This window comes from Haloarchaeobius sp. HME9146 (genome assembly GCF_025399835.1).
Taxonomy (GTDB): Archaea; Halobacteriota; Halobacteria; order Halobacteriales; family Natrialbaceae; genus Haloarchaeobius.
Genome location: NZ_JAODVR010000001.1, coordinates 2,437,900 through 2,454,086, shown reverse-complemented (window position 1 = coordinate 2,454,086; position 16,187 = coordinate 2,437,900). Strand labels below are relative to the sequence as shown.

The 16,187-nt window shown below is 66.1% G+C and carries 19 protein-coding genes and 1 tRNA gene; 9 read left to right on the top strand and 11 right to left on the bottom strand.

Translation table 11 applies throughout. The features are described from left to right. Positions 1 to 130 precede the first annotated feature (130 nt). Genes N6C22_RS12750 through N6C22_RS12740 form a run of 3 tightly spaced genes read left to right on the top strand, consistent with a single transcriptional unit; the run spans position 131 to position 2,684 of the window. The gene (locus tag N6C22_RS12750) at positions 131 to 1,309 is read left to right on the top strand and encodes a tRNA sulfurtransferase (RefSeq protein ID WP_261651493.1); all 1,179 of its coding nucleotides are present in this window, start codon (positions 131 to 133) and stop codon (positions 1,307 to 1,309) included. Between the two features lie 38 nt (positions 1,310 to 1,347). Beyond that, on the top strand, positions 1,348 to 1,818 hold the full coding sequence (locus N6C22_RS12745) for a DUF5804 family protein (RefSeq protein WP_261651492.1): 471 nt from the start codon (positions 1,348 to 1,350) through the stop codon (positions 1,816 to 1,818). Beyond that, positions 1,815 to 2,684, top strand: a complete 870-nt coding sequence (locus N6C22_RS12740) for an alpha/beta fold hydrolase (RefSeq protein WP_261651491.1) — start codon at positions 1,815 to 1,817, stop codon at positions 2,682 to 2,684. The genes N6C22_RS12745 and N6C22_RS12740 overlap by 4 nt, the downstream gene beginning before the upstream one ends. Before the next feature lie 11 nt (positions 2,685 to 2,695). On the opposite strand, the gene N6C22_RS12735 is transcribed toward N6C22_RS12740, so the two are convergent. Further along, complete coding sequence (locus tag N6C22_RS12735) at positions 2,696 to 3,676, bottom strand: PLP-dependent cysteine synthase family protein (RefSeq protein WP_261651490.1); 981 nt, start codon at positions 3,674 to 3,676, stop codon at positions 2,696 to 2,698. A 68-nt stretch (positions 3,677 to 3,744) separates the two neighbouring features. Next, positions 3,745 to 4,563 carry a hypothetical protein gene (locus tag N6C22_RS12730; RefSeq protein WP_261651489.1) on the bottom strand — a complete coding sequence of 273 codons (819 nt, stop codon included), beginning with the start codon at positions 4,561 to 4,563 and terminating at the stop codon, positions 3,745 to 3,747. Between the two features lie 82 nt (positions 4,564 to 4,645). Between N6C22_RS12730 and N6C22_RS12725 the strand changes: the two genes are divergently transcribed. Continuing rightward, positions 4,646 to 5,758: a metallophosphoesterase gene (locus tag N6C22_RS12725; RefSeq protein ID WP_261651488.1), complete on the top strand. Its 1,113-nt coding sequence runs from the start codon at positions 4,646 to 4,648 to the stop codon at positions 5,756 to 5,758. Positions 5,759 to 5,795: 37 nt separating this feature from the next. Next, positions 5,796 to 6,176 (top strand): thioredoxin family protein, encoded by a 381-nt coding sequence (locus N6C22_RS12720; RefSeq protein ID WP_261651487.1) that lies wholly within the window; start codon positions 5,796 to 5,798, stop codon positions 6,174 to 6,176. 22 nt (positions 6,177 to 6,198) lie between these two features. Here N6C22_RS12720 and N6C22_RS12715 read toward each other — a convergent pair whose 3' ends face one another. Further along, positions 6,199 to 8,328 (bottom strand): thioredoxin domain-containing protein, encoded by a 2,130-nt coding sequence (locus N6C22_RS12715; protein WP_261651486.1) that lies wholly within the window; start codon positions 8,326 to 8,328, stop codon positions 6,199 to 6,201. 167 nt (positions 8,329 to 8,495) lie between these two features. On the opposite strand from N6C22_RS12715, the gene N6C22_RS12710 reads away from it, so the two are divergent. After that, positions 8,496 to 8,891, top strand: a complete 396-nt coding sequence (locus tag N6C22_RS12710) for a hypothetical protein (protein WP_261651485.1) — start codon at positions 8,496 to 8,498, stop codon at positions 8,889 to 8,891. 130 nt (positions 8,892 to 9,021) lie between these two features. Next, positions 9,022 to 10,326, top strand: a complete 1,305-nt coding sequence (gene purD / locus N6C22_RS12705; protein ID WP_261651484.1) for a phosphoribosylamine--glycine ligase — start codon at positions 9,022 to 9,024, stop codon at positions 10,324 to 10,326. A gap of 8 nt (positions 10,327 to 10,334) precedes the next feature. Here the strand turns inward: purD and N6C22_RS12700 are convergent, their stop codons facing one another. Then, positions 10,335 to 10,787 carry a luciferase family protein gene (locus N6C22_RS12700; RefSeq protein WP_261651483.1) on the bottom strand — a complete coding sequence of 151 codons (453 nt, stop codon included), beginning with the start codon at positions 10,785 to 10,787 and terminating at the stop codon, positions 10,335 to 10,337. Positions 10,788 to 10,873: 86 nt separating this feature from the next. Between N6C22_RS12700 and N6C22_RS12695 the strand changes: the two genes are divergently transcribed. Then, positions 10,874 to 11,431, top strand: a complete 558-nt coding sequence (locus N6C22_RS12695; protein WP_261651482.1) for a DapH/DapD/GlmU-related protein — start codon at positions 10,874 to 10,876, stop codon at positions 11,429 to 11,431. An 8-nt stretch (positions 11,432 to 11,439) separates the two neighbouring features. Here the strand turns inward: N6C22_RS12695 and N6C22_RS12690 are convergent, their stop codons facing one another. The 5 genes from N6C22_RS12690 to N6C22_RS12670 all read right to left on the bottom strand — a co-directional run bounded on the left by N6C22_RS12690 (position 11,440) and on the right by N6C22_RS12670 (position 14,595). Further along, positions 11,440 to 12,204: a mechanosensitive ion channel domain-containing protein gene (locus tag N6C22_RS12690; protein ID WP_369684444.1), complete on the bottom strand. Its 765-nt coding sequence runs from the start codon at positions 12,202 to 12,204 to the stop codon at positions 11,440 to 11,442. Positions 12,205 to 12,287: 83 nt separating this feature from the next. Further along, entirely contained in the window at positions 12,288 to 13,100 is an 813-nt protein-coding gene (gene dacZ / locus N6C22_RS12685) for a diadenylate cyclase DacZ (RefSeq protein ID WP_261651480.1), read from the bottom strand. Between the two features lie 137 nt (positions 13,101 to 13,237). Next, positions 13,238 to 13,750, bottom strand: a complete 513-nt coding sequence (locus N6C22_RS12680; protein WP_261651479.1) for a type IV pilin N-terminal domain-containing protein — start codon at positions 13,748 to 13,750, stop codon at positions 13,238 to 13,240. 146 nt (positions 13,751 to 13,896) lie between these two features. Next, complete coding sequence (locus N6C22_RS12675) at positions 13,897 to 14,145, bottom strand: hypothetical protein (RefSeq protein ID WP_261651478.1); 249 nt, start codon at positions 14,143 to 14,145, stop codon at positions 13,897 to 13,899. A 366-nt stretch (positions 14,146 to 14,511) separates the two neighbouring features. Beyond that, positions 14,512 to 14,595 (bottom strand) — tRNA-Leu (locus N6C22_RS12670). A gap of 95 nt (positions 14,596 to 14,690) precedes the next feature. Between N6C22_RS12670 and N6C22_RS12665 the strand changes: the two genes are divergently transcribed. After that, on the top strand, positions 14,691 to 14,999 hold the full coding sequence (locus N6C22_RS12665; protein WP_261651477.1) for a transcription initiation factor IIB family protein: 309 nt from the start codon (positions 14,691 to 14,693) through the stop codon (positions 14,997 to 14,999). A gap of 9 nt (positions 15,000 to 15,008) precedes the next feature. On the opposite strand, the gene N6C22_RS12660 is transcribed toward N6C22_RS12665, so the two are convergent. Then, entirely contained in the window at positions 15,009 to 15,497 is a 489-nt protein-coding gene (locus tag N6C22_RS12660) for a phosphopantetheine adenylyltransferase (protein ID WP_261651476.1), read from the bottom strand. Positions 15,498 to 15,545: 48 nt separating this feature from the next. Continuing rightward, a complete protein-coding gene (locus N6C22_RS12655; protein ID WP_261651475.1) occupies positions 15,546 to 16,136 on the bottom strand; it encodes a helix-turn-helix domain-containing protein in 591 nt (196 codons plus the stop codon). Positions 16,137 to 16,187 lie beyond the last annotated feature (51 nt).

The following is a 16,187-nucleotide window of genomic DNA, read 5'->3' as shown; positions in this document are numbered from 1 at the left end:
GTCATCGTTCCCTTAGCACTCATGGAGCATGACCTTTGTCGAGACGTGACAGCACGGTATCCGGTCGGCGGACGGCTGGCACGGCCGACGCTCCGACGCGCGTTTAAACCTCGATGTGGTAGTCGCGCCCATGCATCCACCGGGGGCCGGGACGGTCGTCGTGCGCCACGGCGACCTCAACGTGAAGAGCACGGGCGTCCAGCGCCGCATGGAGCGCCGACTCGTCGCGAACGTCGAAGCCTTGCTCGCCGACGCAGGTGTCGACGGGAGCGTCGAGCAGCCGTGGTCGCGCATCCTCATCCGGACCGACGAGGCCGACGTCGAGGCGGCGACCGAGGCCGCCGCGAGGGCCTTCGGCGTCGTCTCCGCGAGCCCTGCCCTGTCGGTTCCCTCCGAGCGCGGGGCCATCACCGAGGCGCTCGCCGAGACCGCCCGTGAACACTACACGGGCGGGACGTTCGCGGTGAACGCCCGGCGAGCCGAGAAGTCGCTCCCGTTCGACAGCGAGGACGCCCAGCGATGGGGTGGGCAGGCCATCTGGGAGGCCGTCGAGGACGAGTTCGAGCCCGAGGTCGACCTCGACGACCCCAACCTCACCTTCCACGTCGAGATTCGCGGCGAGGAGACGTTCGTCTTCCTCGAACACGTCGACGGCCCGGGCGGACTCCCGCTCGGCACGCAAGCACCCATGGTCGCACTCGTCAGCGGCGGTATCGACTCGCCCGTCGCAGCCTACGAACTCATGCGCCGGGGCAGTCCCGTGATTCCGGTGTACGTCGATCTGGGGGATTATGGTGGCCCCGACCACGAGGCCCGTGCCATCGAGACGGTCCGGCGGCTCACCGACTTCGCGCCGAACTTCGACCTCACGGTGTGGAAGATACCGGCAGGCGACGTGGTCTCCGACCTCGTTCGCAGTGTCGACACCGGCCGCATGCTCGTGTTCCGGCGGTTCCTCTACATGGTCGGCGAAGTGGTCGCCGGCGAAGCCGGGGCTGCCGGGGTGGTGACGGGCGAGGCTCTCGGACAGAAGTCCAGCCAGACCGGCCAGAACTTCGCCGTCACCTCGCAGGCCATCGACCTCCCGGTTCACCGACCCCTCCTGACGTGGGATAAGGCGGACATCGTCGAGCGTGCCCGTGCCATCGGGACCTTCCACGATTCGACGATTCCGGCGGGCTGCAACCGCATGGTCCCGAACCAGCCCGAGACGCGCGGCTCGCTTCCCTCGGTCGAGGCGGCCGAACCCGACGACCTCAGGGAGCGTGCCCGCGAGGTCGTCGAACGGGCCGACCGCATCGAGTTCTGAGCGAAATCCACAAACCCCCCGCCCTCCAATGCCCGCCAGTGACCGACGTCTGTCTCATCGGCTCGGACGATTCCGTCCTCCGGTACGAGTTGCTCTCGCGTGAGACGGCCCGCGAGGCCCTCTCGACGTACGACCTCTGGGAACCGTTCGAGAACGCCATCGCCTGCCGGACGGTGAGCGTCGGGGCAGCCGTCTCCCTCTGTAACGACCTCAACTGGTACCTCGTCCGGTTCGTCGACGACGTGCTCGTCCGCGAGCCCTCCATCGTCGAAGACGAGTGGCTCTCGCGGGACCTGGCGACCCAGGTCCGAAACGATGCAGTCAAGCCCGCCGAGACCGGGCAGTACTGCAAGATGTACGGTGTCCTCGAGAACGACGACGGCCCCCCATCGCTCGTCGAGCCGCTGTTCGTGCAACGCACCGACGACGGGCTCCCGGCGTACGACCTGCACCCGGACGTAGACGAGACGGTTGTCGTCCGTGTCAGTGCGGAGGAGTTCGGCGCATGACCGGGGGCCACGGGGTCGCCCGGCTGGACGGGCGACGCATCCACTACCGACGTGCCGGCGTCGATGGCCCGACCGTGGTCCTGCTCCACGGTGGCGGCGTCGACGACGCGGAACTCTCCTGGAAGCTCACCATCGAGGAACTCGCCGACGCGGGCTACCAGGTGTACGCGCCGGACTGGCCGGGCTACGGCGAGAGCGACCCGCACCCCGAGCCCTCCATCGACACCTACGTGGAGATCCTCGACGAGTTCCTCGACGCACTCGCTCTCGACACCGTGTCGCTCGTCGGTATCTCGATGGGTGGGGCGGCCGCCCTGGGCTACACGCTCGACCACTCGGAGCGAGTTGAGAAGCTCACGCTCGTGGACAGTTACGGGCTCGGCTCGACCGTCCCTGCCGGGTCGCTCTGGTACACCCTCGCACACATCCCCGGAGCCAACGCGGCCGGCTGGTCGATGATGGGCACCTCGAGAGAAGCGACCGCCTTCGGCCTCGGGAACGTCGTTCACGACCCCAACGCGGTCCCGGGGACGTTCGTCTCGGACGTGCGCGAACGCGCGAGCGAGACGGGTGCTGGCCGGGCGTTCACCCGGTTCCAGCGCAACGAGATCGGTCCCGGTGGGCGCGTGAAGACCAACTACGCGTCTGACCTGGACGAGCTCGACATTCCAGTCCTCCTCGTCCACGGCGAGGGTGACCCCCTGTTCCCGGTTCACTGGGCCCGCCGTGCCCACGAGGACATCGCGGACTCGGCGCTGGTGGTCTTCGAGCACTGCGGGCACTGGTCGCCCAGAGAGAAACCACTCCGGTTCAACACGAACCTGGTCGAGTTCCTGCGGACGGGCACCGAGTTCGACCCGAACTGAGACGGCTCGTCTCAGTCGAACAGGCCGAGCGACATGTAGCGCTCGCCGGAGTCCCAGAACACCGTGACGACGAGCGGGCAGTCGTCGTAGTCGCCGCCGTCGGTCTCGACGGCGTCCGCTTCGGCCTCGCGGAGCTCGGCCGGACCGGGCGGACACTCCGCGGTCGGCTCCGCGATGCGTTCTGCGACCCGGTTCGCGACGACGCTCATCGCCCCGGACGACTGCCCGACGAGGATACCCTCCTCGCGGGCGAGCCGACGACACTCGGCCTCTGCCTCCTCGAGTTCGACCGTCTCTATCTCGTCGATGAGCGAGGTGTCGAGGTTGTCGCTGACGAAGCCGGGGCCCATCCCCTGGAAGTCGTCCTGGCCGGCCTCACCGGTCGAGAGGACCGCGTTGGTCGCAGGTTCGACCGCGACTGCTTTCATGTCCGGGAACTCCTCTTTCAGGCGCTTCACGTTGCCCGAGAAGGTGCCGCCCGTACCGACGCCGGCGACGAACGCGTCTATCTCGCGGTCGCCGATCTGTTCGAGAATCTCCTCGGCGGTGGTCCGGTAGTGCGCCCGCGGGTTCGCGGGGTTCTCGAACTGTCGAAGCTGGACCGCGCCCTGCTCCTCCTCTATCTCGTCGGCGCGGGCCTTCGCCGTCGTCATGTCGCCCGTGACGAGTTCGATGTCGGCACCGTAGGCCTCCATTATCTCGCGGCGCTCTTTCGACATGTCGTCGGGCATCACGATGGTGATGTCGTAGCCCTTCGCGGCGGCGACCATGCAGAGGCCGATACCGGTGTTCCCGCTCGTCGGTTCGACGAGTCGGTCACCCGGCGAGAGGTCGCCGGCCTGCTCGGCCGCCCGGACCATCTCGCGGGCCGGCCGGTCCTTGGCCGACCCGCCCGGGTTGAAGGATTCGACCTTCGCGGCGATTGTCGCGCCCGGTGGCGAGGAGACCTGGACGAGTGGAGAGCCGATGGCGTCCAGAATACTCTGATACATGCACGAGTATTGTACAGCCACGAATAAACCACCCCCGGACACCGGCAGGACGTGCCCCAGCCGTCAGGTCACGTCCCCGGGGGCGGAACCTCGATGCCGACGAGCCCGCCCAGGAACGCCTGGTACACCGAGACGGCGTCGGGGACGCCCGCGAGGCTGACGACCGGGTTCACGTCCACGACGACCCACTCCGCCGTCGACTCGCCAGTCCAGCTCAGCACGGTCTCGTCCGGCCCATCTTCGGAGCCGATGTGGACCGCATCGACCTCGAACACCCGGAGGCCGAACAGGTGCCGGACCCGGCGGACGATGGGTTCGAGCGAGGGGTCGAGCGGAACCGGCTCCAACCCGGTTGGCGACTCGTGGACAGCCCGAACAGTGTCGCCGAGGACGTGGACCTTCACGCTGGTCGCGTGCGGGACGTACGCCTCGACCAGTCGCTCCCCATCGTAGTCGAGGCCGCCCGACGCGACGAACCCGTGGTCGTGGCTCCGCAGGACGCCTTCTTCGCGGCACTTCACGAGAACCGGTGGTGTGAGCGAGACCGCGGTCGCGGCTCCGAACTCGGCCAGCGGAACCGGCACCCCGGCGTGGACGAGCGCCTGGTGGCGGGCGACGCGGTCGCTCGTCACCTGGACCGCGGCCGGTGGGTTGACCGTCTGGACACCGGCGGCCGCCACGCGGTCCAGGTCCGCGAGCGACTCCGGCCGTCGCTTGGCCGCGTGGAACAGGTCGAGGCCGAGCGCGTCGAGGTCGTGGTGGCTGCGCTCCGGGTCCAGCCAGACCACCTCGGCGTGGTCCGTGAGCGATTCGAAGGCCTGGCGCTTCCGCGGGTTGCCACGGTCGCGCCAGTACGAGATGCCGATGCGAGGGCGAGCGGACTGCAAAACTACCGGAGAGAGGGGCCGAACCATGATAAGCAGTCTCGCGATATCGTTATACTTCGTCAGACCTAGCAACACTCGACTGATGGACGCCGACGATGGAACGTCGACGGGAGCCGGCCGGAACCCCGGGTTCAGGGCCGCCGCGGCGACCGACTGGCTCGCGGGTGACGGTCCCGGGCCGACGGGCTTCGCCACCAGACAGGATTTCGAGGACGTACCGCTCCGCGCGGACGGCGCGTCGTTGCTCGCGCGCTTTACCGAACCCAGCACGACCGAGCCAGCGAGCATCGCCGTCGTCTCCGACGTGCACCTCTCGACCCGCGAGGTCGGCTGCTGGAAGGTGTTCCACCGGACCGAGACGCTGCTCCGCCGGGCCGTCGCCGACCTGAACGACCACGACCTCGACCTCGTGGTGTTCTCCGGCGACCTCACCGAGAACGGGGCACTGTGTGACTTCGAGCTCGTGAGCGACATCCTCGCCGATCTCGACCCCGAGTTCGTCGCGGTGCCGGGGAACCACGACGTGCCGAAGACGTTCGACGAGCACGAGGTACCGCCCCTCTCGCGGTTCGAGCGCGAGTACACGCCGGGCGGGTTCCCCTTCCACGTCGACGCTGGCGGCGTCTCCGTCCTCGGCCTCAACACGGCCCACGCGCCCGACGGGTCGCTGGACGACACGCACGAGGGAACCGTCTCGCCGGACCAGCGCGAGTGGCTGGCCGACGAGCTCCCCAGACACGACGCGCCACTCGTCGTCGGGCACCACAACCTCCCTGGATTGCTCGGCGCGACCGGCGGCAACTCCTGGCGTGGGTCGTTCCCGATGCGCGACCCCGACCCCTTCGCGGACGTCCTCGCGGCGGGTGACGCCCCGCTGTACCTCTCCGGACACCTCCACGTCCCCGCCGTCGCGGAGACCGCGGGCGTCCGCGAACTCGTCGCCCCGGCCATCTGCTCGTTCCCGCAGGCGTACCTCGTCCTTGACATCGGCCCCGCGGGAACCAGCGTCTGGCACGTCCCCGTCGCGACCGACGAGGACGCCACCGAGGCGCTCGACCTCGCCCACGAGTACAGCGAGCGCAGCCGGATGGTCGCCGGCATCGTCCGCCGCCAGACCGGCGCGTACCCGCTCGTAGACGAACTCGCGCCCGAGGACCGGCCCGGGTCGCCCGCGGCCACCTCGGAATGTGACTAACGTCTATTTTTTACTCCTCGGTAGCGAATCGAGGCGCATGGAACTCGAGACGATGCGCCCGACCCCGACGTGGGACGGCGCAGGCTACGAGGACAGCCTCGACGTATGGAGCGCCCTCGCCGACGACATCGTCGTCAAGGTGTGGGGCGGCGACTGGTGCAAGGACTGCCGCAGCCAGCTGCCCGACTTCGGCGCGGCACTCGAACAGGCCGAGGTCGACGACGTGGAGCACTACCCCGTCGAGAAGGAGGACGACGGCTCGAAGGTCGGCCCCGGCGTCGAGGAGTACGGCATCGAGTACATCCCGACGGTCGTCGTCGAGGATGCAGAAACCGGGGAGGAACTCGCCCGCTTCGTCGAGGAGGAGGACCGGCCCATCGCGGTGTGGCTGGCCGAGGAACTCGAACAGTACGTCTGAACGCGGTTCAGGTCGTCTTCTCTCAGTCGCTCGTTTCGTCCCCGAGCCACGCCAGCGCCTCGGCGATGTCGTGCGTCGGCGGCGAACACGAGAAGTCCCGGCAGGCGTACACCGTCGGCTGGTCGTCGGTCGCGTCGCGGTCGGCCCAGATTGGCGGCGCAGTGTCGAGGTCGAGGTCGGCGAGCCACCCGTCCAGCCCGTCGGCGGTCGGGGGCCGCATGGCGAGCACCCGCGCCGGCAGGTAGGTGTCACCGATGGCGCCCCGCCAGTCGTCGGGTAGCTCGTCGGCCGCCACGGTCAGTTCGCGGTCGCCCGTGTTCCACCGGTCCGCAGCCAGGACCAGCGACGGGTACTCCAGCGGGCTGGACTCGATTCGGCCGCCGTGCGTAGTTAGAACCGACTCGACGACCGACTCGAACTCGTCGTCGAGACTGAAGTGCGAGAGCGACAGCAGCACGTCGAGGGTGACCCCCAGCGAGGACGGCGTGGACTGGTCGCGGAGCTCCTGCGGCCGGGCGACGAGGTCCTCGCCACCTGCGGGCGTGAAGAAGACGGTCTCTTCCTCGCTATCCCAGAACTCGGTCTCGATGGTCCGGGCGAGGTCGAGCGCGAATTGCAGGGAGTCGTGGTCGCCGGTCGCCTGGTACAGGTCGAACGCGCCGCGGGCGAGGAACGCGTAGTCCTCCAGGTAGCCCTCGCCCTTCACGTCGCCGTCGGCGAACCGGCGGGTGAGCCGCTTCGAACTCGCGTCCCAGAGGTGCTCGCGAACGAAGTCGAGCGCCCGCGCGGCGGGTGCTGCGTAGCCCTCGTCCAGCACGATGGCGGCCTCGGCGAACGCGGAGATCATGAGGCCGTTCCACCCCGCGAGGACCTTCTCGTCGCGGCGGGGACGTGGGCGTTCTTCGCGAGCCTCGAAGATGGCTGCCTTCGCGTCAGCCAGCCGCGCCTCGACCTCGGCATCGGACAGGTCGTGCTCCTCGGCGAGGTCCTCGATACTCGCCGAGATGGTCAGTACGGTCTGGCCGTTCTCGAAGTTGCCCTTGTTCGTGACGCCGTAGCGTTCGCAGAACAGCTCTGCATCCTCGTCGTCCAGCACCGCCTGAACCTGCTCCGGCGTCCAGACGTAGAACGCGCCCTCCTCCTGCTCGCCCTCCTCGTTCGCGGACTGGGCGTCGAGCGTCGAGAAGAACCCTCCCTCGGGATGCTGGAGTTCGCGGGTGACGAAGTCGAGGGTCTCCTCGACACGGTCTCTGTACTTCTCCTCGCCCGTGACCTGGTAGCCCGCGAGGAAGATGCGGGACAACTCGGCGTTGTCGTACAGCATCTTCTCGAAGTGGGGCACCGTCCAGTCGCGGTCGGTGCAGTAGCGGTGGAAGCCGCCGCCGACGTGGTCGTACAGGCCGCCGCCGCCCATCGCGTCGAGGTTCTGCTGGACCACCTCGCGGAAGCCGTCGCGGCCCGAGCGGTCGAACGAGCGAAGCAGGACGTGCAGGCGGGCCTCCTGGGGGAACTTCGGCCCGGAGTTGCCGAACCCGCCGTACTCGCGGTCGACGCTGCGCATCAGGGAAGTTGCGGCCTCCGAGAGCACGTCGTCACCGGGGGCCTCCTCGCCCGGTGATTCCACGTCTTCGAGCTGGTCCTTGGCCACCCTCGTCCACTGGTCGGCGCGGTTCGCCATCTCTTTGCGCTGTTCGGGGTCCTGCCAGGACTCGGCGACGTTCTCCAGCAGGCTCAGGAAGCCGGGCATGTTGCGCCGCGGCTCGCGCGGGAAGTACGTCCCCACGTAGAAGGGCTTGCCCTCCGGTGTGAGCCACACCGAGAGCGGCCAGCCGCCGCGGCCGCTGACGGCCTGGCAGACCGTCTGGTAGATGGAGTCGAGGTCTGGACGCTCCTCGCGGTCGACCTTGATGGGGACGAAGTGCTCGTTCAGCACCTCGGCCACGTCGTCGTCCTCGAAACTCTCGTCCTCCATGACGTGACACCAGTGACACGCCGAGTAGCCCACCGAGAGGAAGATGGGCTTGTCCTCCTCGCGGGCTTTCGAGAGGGCTGCGTCGTCCCACGGCTGCCAGTTGACGGGGTTGTCGGCGTGCTGTCGGAGGTACGGCGATGCCTCCTCGTCGAGCCGGTTTCGCGCGGTGGGGTCGCTCATGGCTGTCCCTTGGCTCGACAACGGGTAAAAGCGTCCGACTCCGGCGGGCGATGCGGCTTCTCGGTCACGTACGCTGTCTCAGGGCGGACGTGGCGGTCCACTCTGCACACTGAAAGAACCGTATTACCATTCAGAAAACATATTCCGCCCAGTCTCGACCTCCCATTATGAACAGGCGAGCGTTCCTCGGAGCCACAACAGCAGTCGGCGTGGCTCTTCTGTCTGGCTGTGCGGCCATGGAGTCGTCGACCAACGAACCGGACCCCGACCATCCGGTCGAGGTCGACAACAACCACAACGACACCCGCACACTCTCGGTGACAGTCACACGGGAGTCCGGGGAGATCGTCCACGACGAGACCCACGAGGTCGAACCGGGCGCCTACAGGGAGATATACAACCTGCAGCAAGCGGCTCCCGACGGCATCGAATCGTTCACCATCGAGGCGACGATGGGCGACCAGCAGACCTCGGTTACCATCAAATCAAGTTCCTGCTACGGGGGAGCCACCATCTACATCACCGAGGCCGAAGTGCTCAGGTCGACGTACTCCATCTGCTGACGTACGCTATCTGCTGACGAACTCGTCGGTGGCCGCCGGTCCGTGGGCGACTGCTCGGTAGCCATGTTCGTGTATACTTCCACCTGCGGGAAGGGCAACCTTTACACTCTCGTGCGTACCGCTATCGCGTATGTCCGATACCCTCTTGCTCGTCGGTGGCGGCGGGCGCGAGCACGCCATCGCCCGGGCGCTCGACGAGTCACCCGACCGAGACGAGTTCGAGCTGTACGCCTGCGCAGGGAACCGAAACCCCGGCATCGCCCGCATCGCCGCGGGCTTCGAGACACTGGATACGGCTGACCCCGAGGCCGTCGTCGCCTACGCCGAGGAGGTCGACGCAACGCTGGCCGTCATCGGGCCGGAGAAACCCCTCGCAGAGGGCGTCGTCGACGCGCTCGAAGACGCCGGCGTGTACGCCTTCGGGCCGAAGCAGGCCGACGCCCGCATCGAGGTGGACAAGTCGTTCCAGCGCGAGTTCATGGCCGAGAACGACGTGCCGGGCTGCCCGGACTACGCCGTCTTCACCGACATGGACGCCGCCTGTGAGTACATCGACGAGTACGACGGTGACCTCGCCGTCAAGCCCGCCGGCCTCACCGGTGGCAAGGGCGTCCGCGTCACCGGCGACCAGATCACCAAGGAGGAGGCCAAGGAGTACCTGCAGGAGTCCGACTACGAGAAGGTCGTCCTCGAAGAGCGCCTCGTCGGCGAGGAGTTCACCATCCAGGCCATCGTGGCCGGCGACGACGTGCTCATCACCCCCGCCGTCCAGGACCACAAGCGCGCCTACGAGGGCGACGAGGGGCCGAACACCGGTGGCATGGGGAGCTACACGGATTCGAGCTTCCAGCTCCCGTTCATGACCGAGGCCGACAGCGTCGAGGCGCTCCAGATCATGCGCACGACCGTCGAGAACCTCGACGACTACCGCGGCATCCTCTACGGGCAGTTCATGCTCACCGCCGAGGGCGTCAAGGTCGTCGAGTTCAACGCCCGGTTCGGCGACCCCGAGGCGATGAACACCCTGCCGGTCCTCGAGACCGACTTCTACGAGATTCTCACGAAGGCCCGCGACGGCGCACCCCTGCCGGAACTCGACTTCGCCGGGAAGGCGACCGTCTGCAAGTACGCCACCCCTGCCGGCTACCCGACGAACCCCGAGGCTGGGACGAAGATCGAAGTCGACGAGGACAGCGCTGGCGACGCCTTGCTGTACTACGCCTCCGTCGACGAGCGCGACGATGGCATCTACACGACGACCTCGCGTGCCTTCGCGGTCGTCGGCGTCGCCGACACCATCGCCGAGGCCGAAGAACAGGCCGAAGCCGCGTTCGCGGTGGCCGGCGAGGAGGGCCTGCACATCCGCCACGACATCGGTAAGGCCGACCTCGTCCAGCGCCGCATCGACCACGTCACCGAACTCCGCGGCGAATAGCGACCCACTTACGCCGCTTTTCTGCCCTCCTGCCGCTCGAACGCCGCCCGAATCTCCTCGCTCACGTCCAGCGCCGCCAGTTCCGCGTCGACGTCCACGTCGTCGAACTCGTGCTCGCCGCGTTGCTGGAGCACCCGGACGTGATACAGGTACGAGAGTCGCATGAGCCAGCGCGCGTGCTCGAAGTCTGACTGTGACTGGATCTGGAACGTCGTCCACCCCGAGTTCGTGAGCAGGTGGTGCTCCCGGGTCTCGCCCGCCTCCACGAGCCGGTCCCGAAGCGCCTTCAGGTACGGGATGTCGAGCATCCCCGAGGCGTGGACGTGGCCGATCTCCCGCGACCCGACGAGGAACGCGGTCCCGCCGTAGCGGTGTTCCTCCTGCCGGACGTGAGGCCAGTCGCTCACGGTGTCGACGAGCGCCTCGACGACCGCACCGACGAGTCTGGACGAGTCTGTCATGCCAGAGGTAGGCCCCGTGGTGGAATCAACGTCTCGCTGGCCATAGCCAACCGCGGCCCGAGCGCCACGACCGGACCGTGGTGTTCATGCCCACGGCCGCCGAAGCCGACGCCGTGAGCGACGACGAGTCCCGTCACGACCGCGTGACCGCGTATTCGACGCCCGGCCCGTTGAACTCCCTCCAGCACTGGCCCGACGCCAAGTCACCGCTCAAAGTGGCGTTCAACTACGTCGTCGTCTGGCTGATCCGCACGTCGCCCTCGCTACGGCTGAAGAACTGGCTGCTCGGCCTTCTGGGCGTGACCGTCGGCGAAGGCGTCTCGTGGGGGCTCGAAGCCACTCCCGACGTGTTCTGGCCCGAGCACATCACGCTCGGCGACCACGTCATCATCGGCTACGACTCGACCCTCCTCTGTCACGAGTTCCTGCAGGACGAGTACCGCGTCGGAGACGTGGTCGTCGGCGACCGGGCGATGATCGGTGCCGGTGCCATCGTCCTCCCGGGCGTGGAGATCGGCGAGGGCGCACAGGTCGCCGCGAACTCGCTGGTCACCGAGGACGTCCCGGCAGGAGAGACCGTCGCCGGGGTCCCGGCCCGGCCGATGAGCGAGTGGGCGATGCGGGACTCCGACGGCGACGACTGAGACGACGATTACTCGCGAATCCTGACGACACCGTTCTCGAACACGCGGTTGTTCGGCACGATGTACTCTGACCCATCCGCCTCTATCTGTGTGACGAACAGGTCCACCTCCTGGACGACGCCCTGCTTGTCGTCGACCTCCACCTGGTCACCGATACCGTAGGGCTGGCGCAAGAGCAGGTACATCCCGGCCGCGCTGGCCCGCAGGAAATCACGGAACGCCAGGCCCCCGAGGAAGATGAGCGCGAAGAGATACGCGGCGAGCAGCACGACCAGTGCGAGCATGTTCACGCCGACCTGGCTCAACGCGACGAGGAAGGCGATGTAGATGACGCTGTACTTCACGAGCCGCGGCAGGAGGTTCACCTCGGGGAGTTTCACGCCGCGCAATCGCTCGCTCGTCAACAGCTCTGCCTTGTCCGCCGCCACGAACCCCACGATGAGGACGAAGATGGCGATGAAGAGGTCGGGAACGAACCAGACGATGCTCAGCCAGAACTGGTCCGTCCGGATGATGTTCGCGACGTGGACCGCCGCGAGGGCCGCGATGCCGTAGATGAACCACGAGCTCAGCCGCGCGACGATGTCGACCGTCGACGTGCCCAGGCTGCGCGCGCTCGACTCGAACGGCGTCCCTTCGACCATGTCGGGAACGCCCGCGGCCCGCATCAGCCGCTTGTTCAGCTTCCCGATCAGCATCCCGATGAGCACGCCAGCGACGATGACGCCGAAGGCCAGGACGAGTGGCTCCTGTAGTAACGCGCTCACGTCGATGTTGCCGTCGGAGGTCTGCAGCGACGTCAGTTCGCGTACCAGCACGTCCGTTCGAAGCTGCTGGGCCAGCCACCTCGACATCGTCAGTAGTCCTCCGGGTCGATCTCCAGCAGCAACTCACCGTTCTTGAACGCACGGACCAGCCCGTCACTCTCCGAGAGGACGATGGCGGTCGCGTTCGTGTCGCGCGTCACCGCACCGGCGGCCATGTGGCGCGCGCCGAGCCCCTTCGGGATGTCGACGCCCTCCGCCGACGGTTCGAGGTAGCGGTACGCGCTGACGATCTTCCCCGAATCGGAGATGACGAACGCACCGTCGAGCCGCGAGAACTCCTTCAGCATCACGTTCACGATGGGGTCGCCCACGTGCACGTGGCTCTTCTCGAACGGGTTGTACGACAGCGGTCGCGACTTGTTCATCACCTTCCCGGCGTCACCGACCACGAACAGCGCGCCGACCGGCTTACCCTTCTGGCCCTTCTTTCCGAGTTCGACGGCCAGTTCGAGCACGTTCTTGATGACGTTCGGTTCCGCGCGCGAGTTCGCGAACAGGTCGTACACGCCGGACTGCTTCGACGCGTCCGCGCGCACCCGAGAAATCGTATCGATACCACTGTCGAAGACGCTCGTCGCACAGAGCAACACGTCACCGTCGTCGAGCAGGCCCGCGTCGAGCGCGCCCTCGAGACCGAAGCGGACACGCTCCGCGACGTTCTCGAACTCCAGCGGGAGTTCGACGAACGATTCGGCGTCCACCGTGTTCTCCGTCCCGATGACGACCACCTCCGGCTCTTCTAGCTCCGAGAAGCGCTCGAAATACGAGCCACTCGGTGAGAAGAGCACTATCGCGTCCACGTCCGCGAGTATTTCGCCGAATAGCTCGCCCAGATTCGCCATTGGGCGTAAGAACTAACCCGGAGTGAAAAAGGTTTGTGGGGTCGGCACGGGATTCCTGCTCTCTCGGGGTGCTTCGAGTGCCGACTCCGGCGGTTCGACGGGGGTGCAGAAAGGTTGGCTTGATTACAGGTGTGCGGTCACGCCGTCGCGTTCGTGGACTCCCGCCAGATGACGCTGTTCGTCGGGACGTGCACGATGAGTATCGTCACGCGGTCGCCCTGGCTGAGGTTGGGCAACTCGACCGACATGTGTTCGCCGGCAGCCAGCGTCCCGTCGGTCGAACTCGGACTCGCGTCGAGTTCGCCACCAGGGTTCTGCACCATACTCTCCGGTCCCACGATGTTGCTCGAATTAAACGACGATCCCGTCGCCTGCAGGTTCACGATGCGAACCTGACTGTCGTTGCCCGCGTTCCGGATGACGAGTTCGACGTTCTCCATCTCGAGCTTCTCGCCCCCATTCGTCGACACCAGCACCGTCCCGTCGCTCGCCGACACCGGTTCCAGCGTCGCGTGCATCTGTGGCGACGGCTCTCGCTTCTCCTCCGTGAAGTTCAGCGCATAGACGCTCACGGTCACCGCCATTATCATCACGAGCCCCACGATGAGTACGGTGCTCACCACCGACGACACTCCCCTCCTCGATTTCATGGTCGAAGACTCGACGTTTCGGTATTTGTTTCTGATGGCCGTTCTGCGTGTTAGAAGCTGTCTAGGGGTCTCTACTTGAATTCTACCGGATTCATATTGATTAACTAATTACTGATGTCGGTGATATAGTGTTCGGGAACTGTAGTTCAGCGGTGTTGGCCTTGGACAATCAGCCAACCCAAAGCACTCAACAATAGGCTACTACCACCAATGAACCAGTCCAGATTTTTGACTACAAAGGAAAGTTGCCCCCTTTGTGCCCCGTAGAACTTTTCCCCAGGCTCTAATGCCAGTGATGAATTAGCCATGTTTGAAAATATGGCCACCGAAACAAACGCGATACCTGTGACGGCGACGAGTACGATTATCGCGTTGATGAACTTTATACCCTCCATCTCACCACCTACTTTCAGATAGAATATCCCAAGCAACACGTCCTGGTCCGATGACGATTCCCGCGATAGCGAAGGCGACCACAGCTTTAACTGGCAACCTCAACTCCGAAAATGGACCAATAGATGGCATCATCGGCCAAATTGCGGTGAGAACGAGAATAGTACAGAAAGCGATGATGACGCTTTCCCCCAACTCTTGTGAACTCACCATTACCATCCCTAAACGGTAGGTAAAGTTAAATTCTCTGCCAATAGTTTGGACGAGATTCCGGGATCGGATTTGAACCTCACTCGCTCACTCCGTTCGCTCGCTGGTTCAGAATCCGGACCGTCCGCTGTTCGTCCTCACTTCGTTCGGACAGAACATGCGTGGGACCGGATTTGAACCGGCGGACTCCTATGAGACAGCGTCCTAAGCGCTGCGCCGTTTCCTGGCTTGGCTACCCACGCGCGCTTCCGACTTTTCCCGAGACCAGTAAGAACCTGTCGGGTTCGGTCGACGCGCCGCCCGGTGGTTTAAGTCTCCGAGGGCAGTACGGCGGTGTATGTATAGTGCACGGGACCGGGTCGACAACGAGGAGTGGCTGGCCGAACTCCAGACCGCTGCCGACCGACTCGACCTGGACGCTGATGCGCGGTCGTATGCGGTGGACCTGTTTCTCTCGTCGGTTCCGGAGTCAGAGCGGTCGAAGAAGCCGGCCATGGCGGCGAGTCTGTATGCGGGCGCACTCATCGCGAGCGACGGACGGTCACAGACCGAGGTTGCCGACGCCGCGGGCGTCTCGCGCCTGTCGATTCAGCAGCGCTGGAAGGACGTACTCGAATCGGCCGGACTGGAACCACCGTCGTGGTAAGGAACGCGGTCAGCGGGTCGCTTCACGACCCGTTCGCTGGGGGGTCAGGTTACCGTGCTCGTCGATCTCGCCGTTGACGATTCGGGTACTGGAGATGATGTCGCCATCCTCGGCGAGGACGTGGTCGACGACCTCGATTTCGAGTGGCTCGTGGCCACGTTCTTCGCGGATTTCGTTGACCCGCTCCGCGCCGTCGATGGTCTCGGGTGAGACGACCAGGTAGTCGAACTGGGGCTCTGTCGCGATGCCCGTCGGCTCGGTGAGTTCCCGAACCTCGAACTCCCGCTCGGTGTCGGTGGCGAGCGCGGCGAGGTCTGCCTCCAGGTCGCGCTTTCGCTCGTCGAACGACCGGACGTACCGGTCGACGTTCCGTGTCTTCGGGGCGAGGGTGTCACTCGTCAGGCCGACGGTCACGTCTCCGAGTTCGAACGCTCGTTCGAACAGGGCACGGTGGCCGTCGTGCACGGGGTCGAACGTCCCGCCCAGCGCAACCTTCATGGACGGAGCAATGCCTGCCCTCGCAATAAAAGAGTCGGAAACCGTAGTTCACTCGGGCGTCGTGGAGCCGTCGTCGCCGGTTTCCGGGTCGTCGCCGTCCGCGTCGACTGCCCCGGCATCCTCGCCGCTGTCGTCGACCTCTTCGACGGTGATGGTGACCGGCTCGCTCGTCTCCCCGTCGTCGCCGGCCTCGCGGTCGAGCATCTTGTCGAGGTTGAAGACCGTGTTGAGCTCGTTCTGGACCTGTCCGACGATGCCACTGACGAGTTCGCTCGGCGGGATTGCCGTGTACTCGTAGGGGTTGTTCCCCGCACCCTTGCTCTCGCGCTTCTCGCGGTGGACGACCTCCTCCTCGTGGAGGGCGGCGAGTGCCTCGCGGACCGTGCTCGGGTAGAGCCCGGTTCCCTGGGCGATCTCCTCGCTGGTGCTCCCGGGACGCTTCTGCAGGAAGACGTAGATCTTCGCGCGCGTCTCGGTGTCGAGCACCCACGAGAGCAGGTCGACGAGGCCCTGGTCGAACCCTTCGACGGCGCGGTCGCGCCCCTCCTCGATACGCTCGCGGGGCGTTCGCTCGTCTCCCGGCTCTCCGTCGGTGTCTGTCCCCTCGTCGTCGGGTTTGGTGGTATCGTCCGCAGACATGTCCTCTCAAGAAGGACAAAAGGAACCTGGCAGTAAAAACCCATTGCTCGG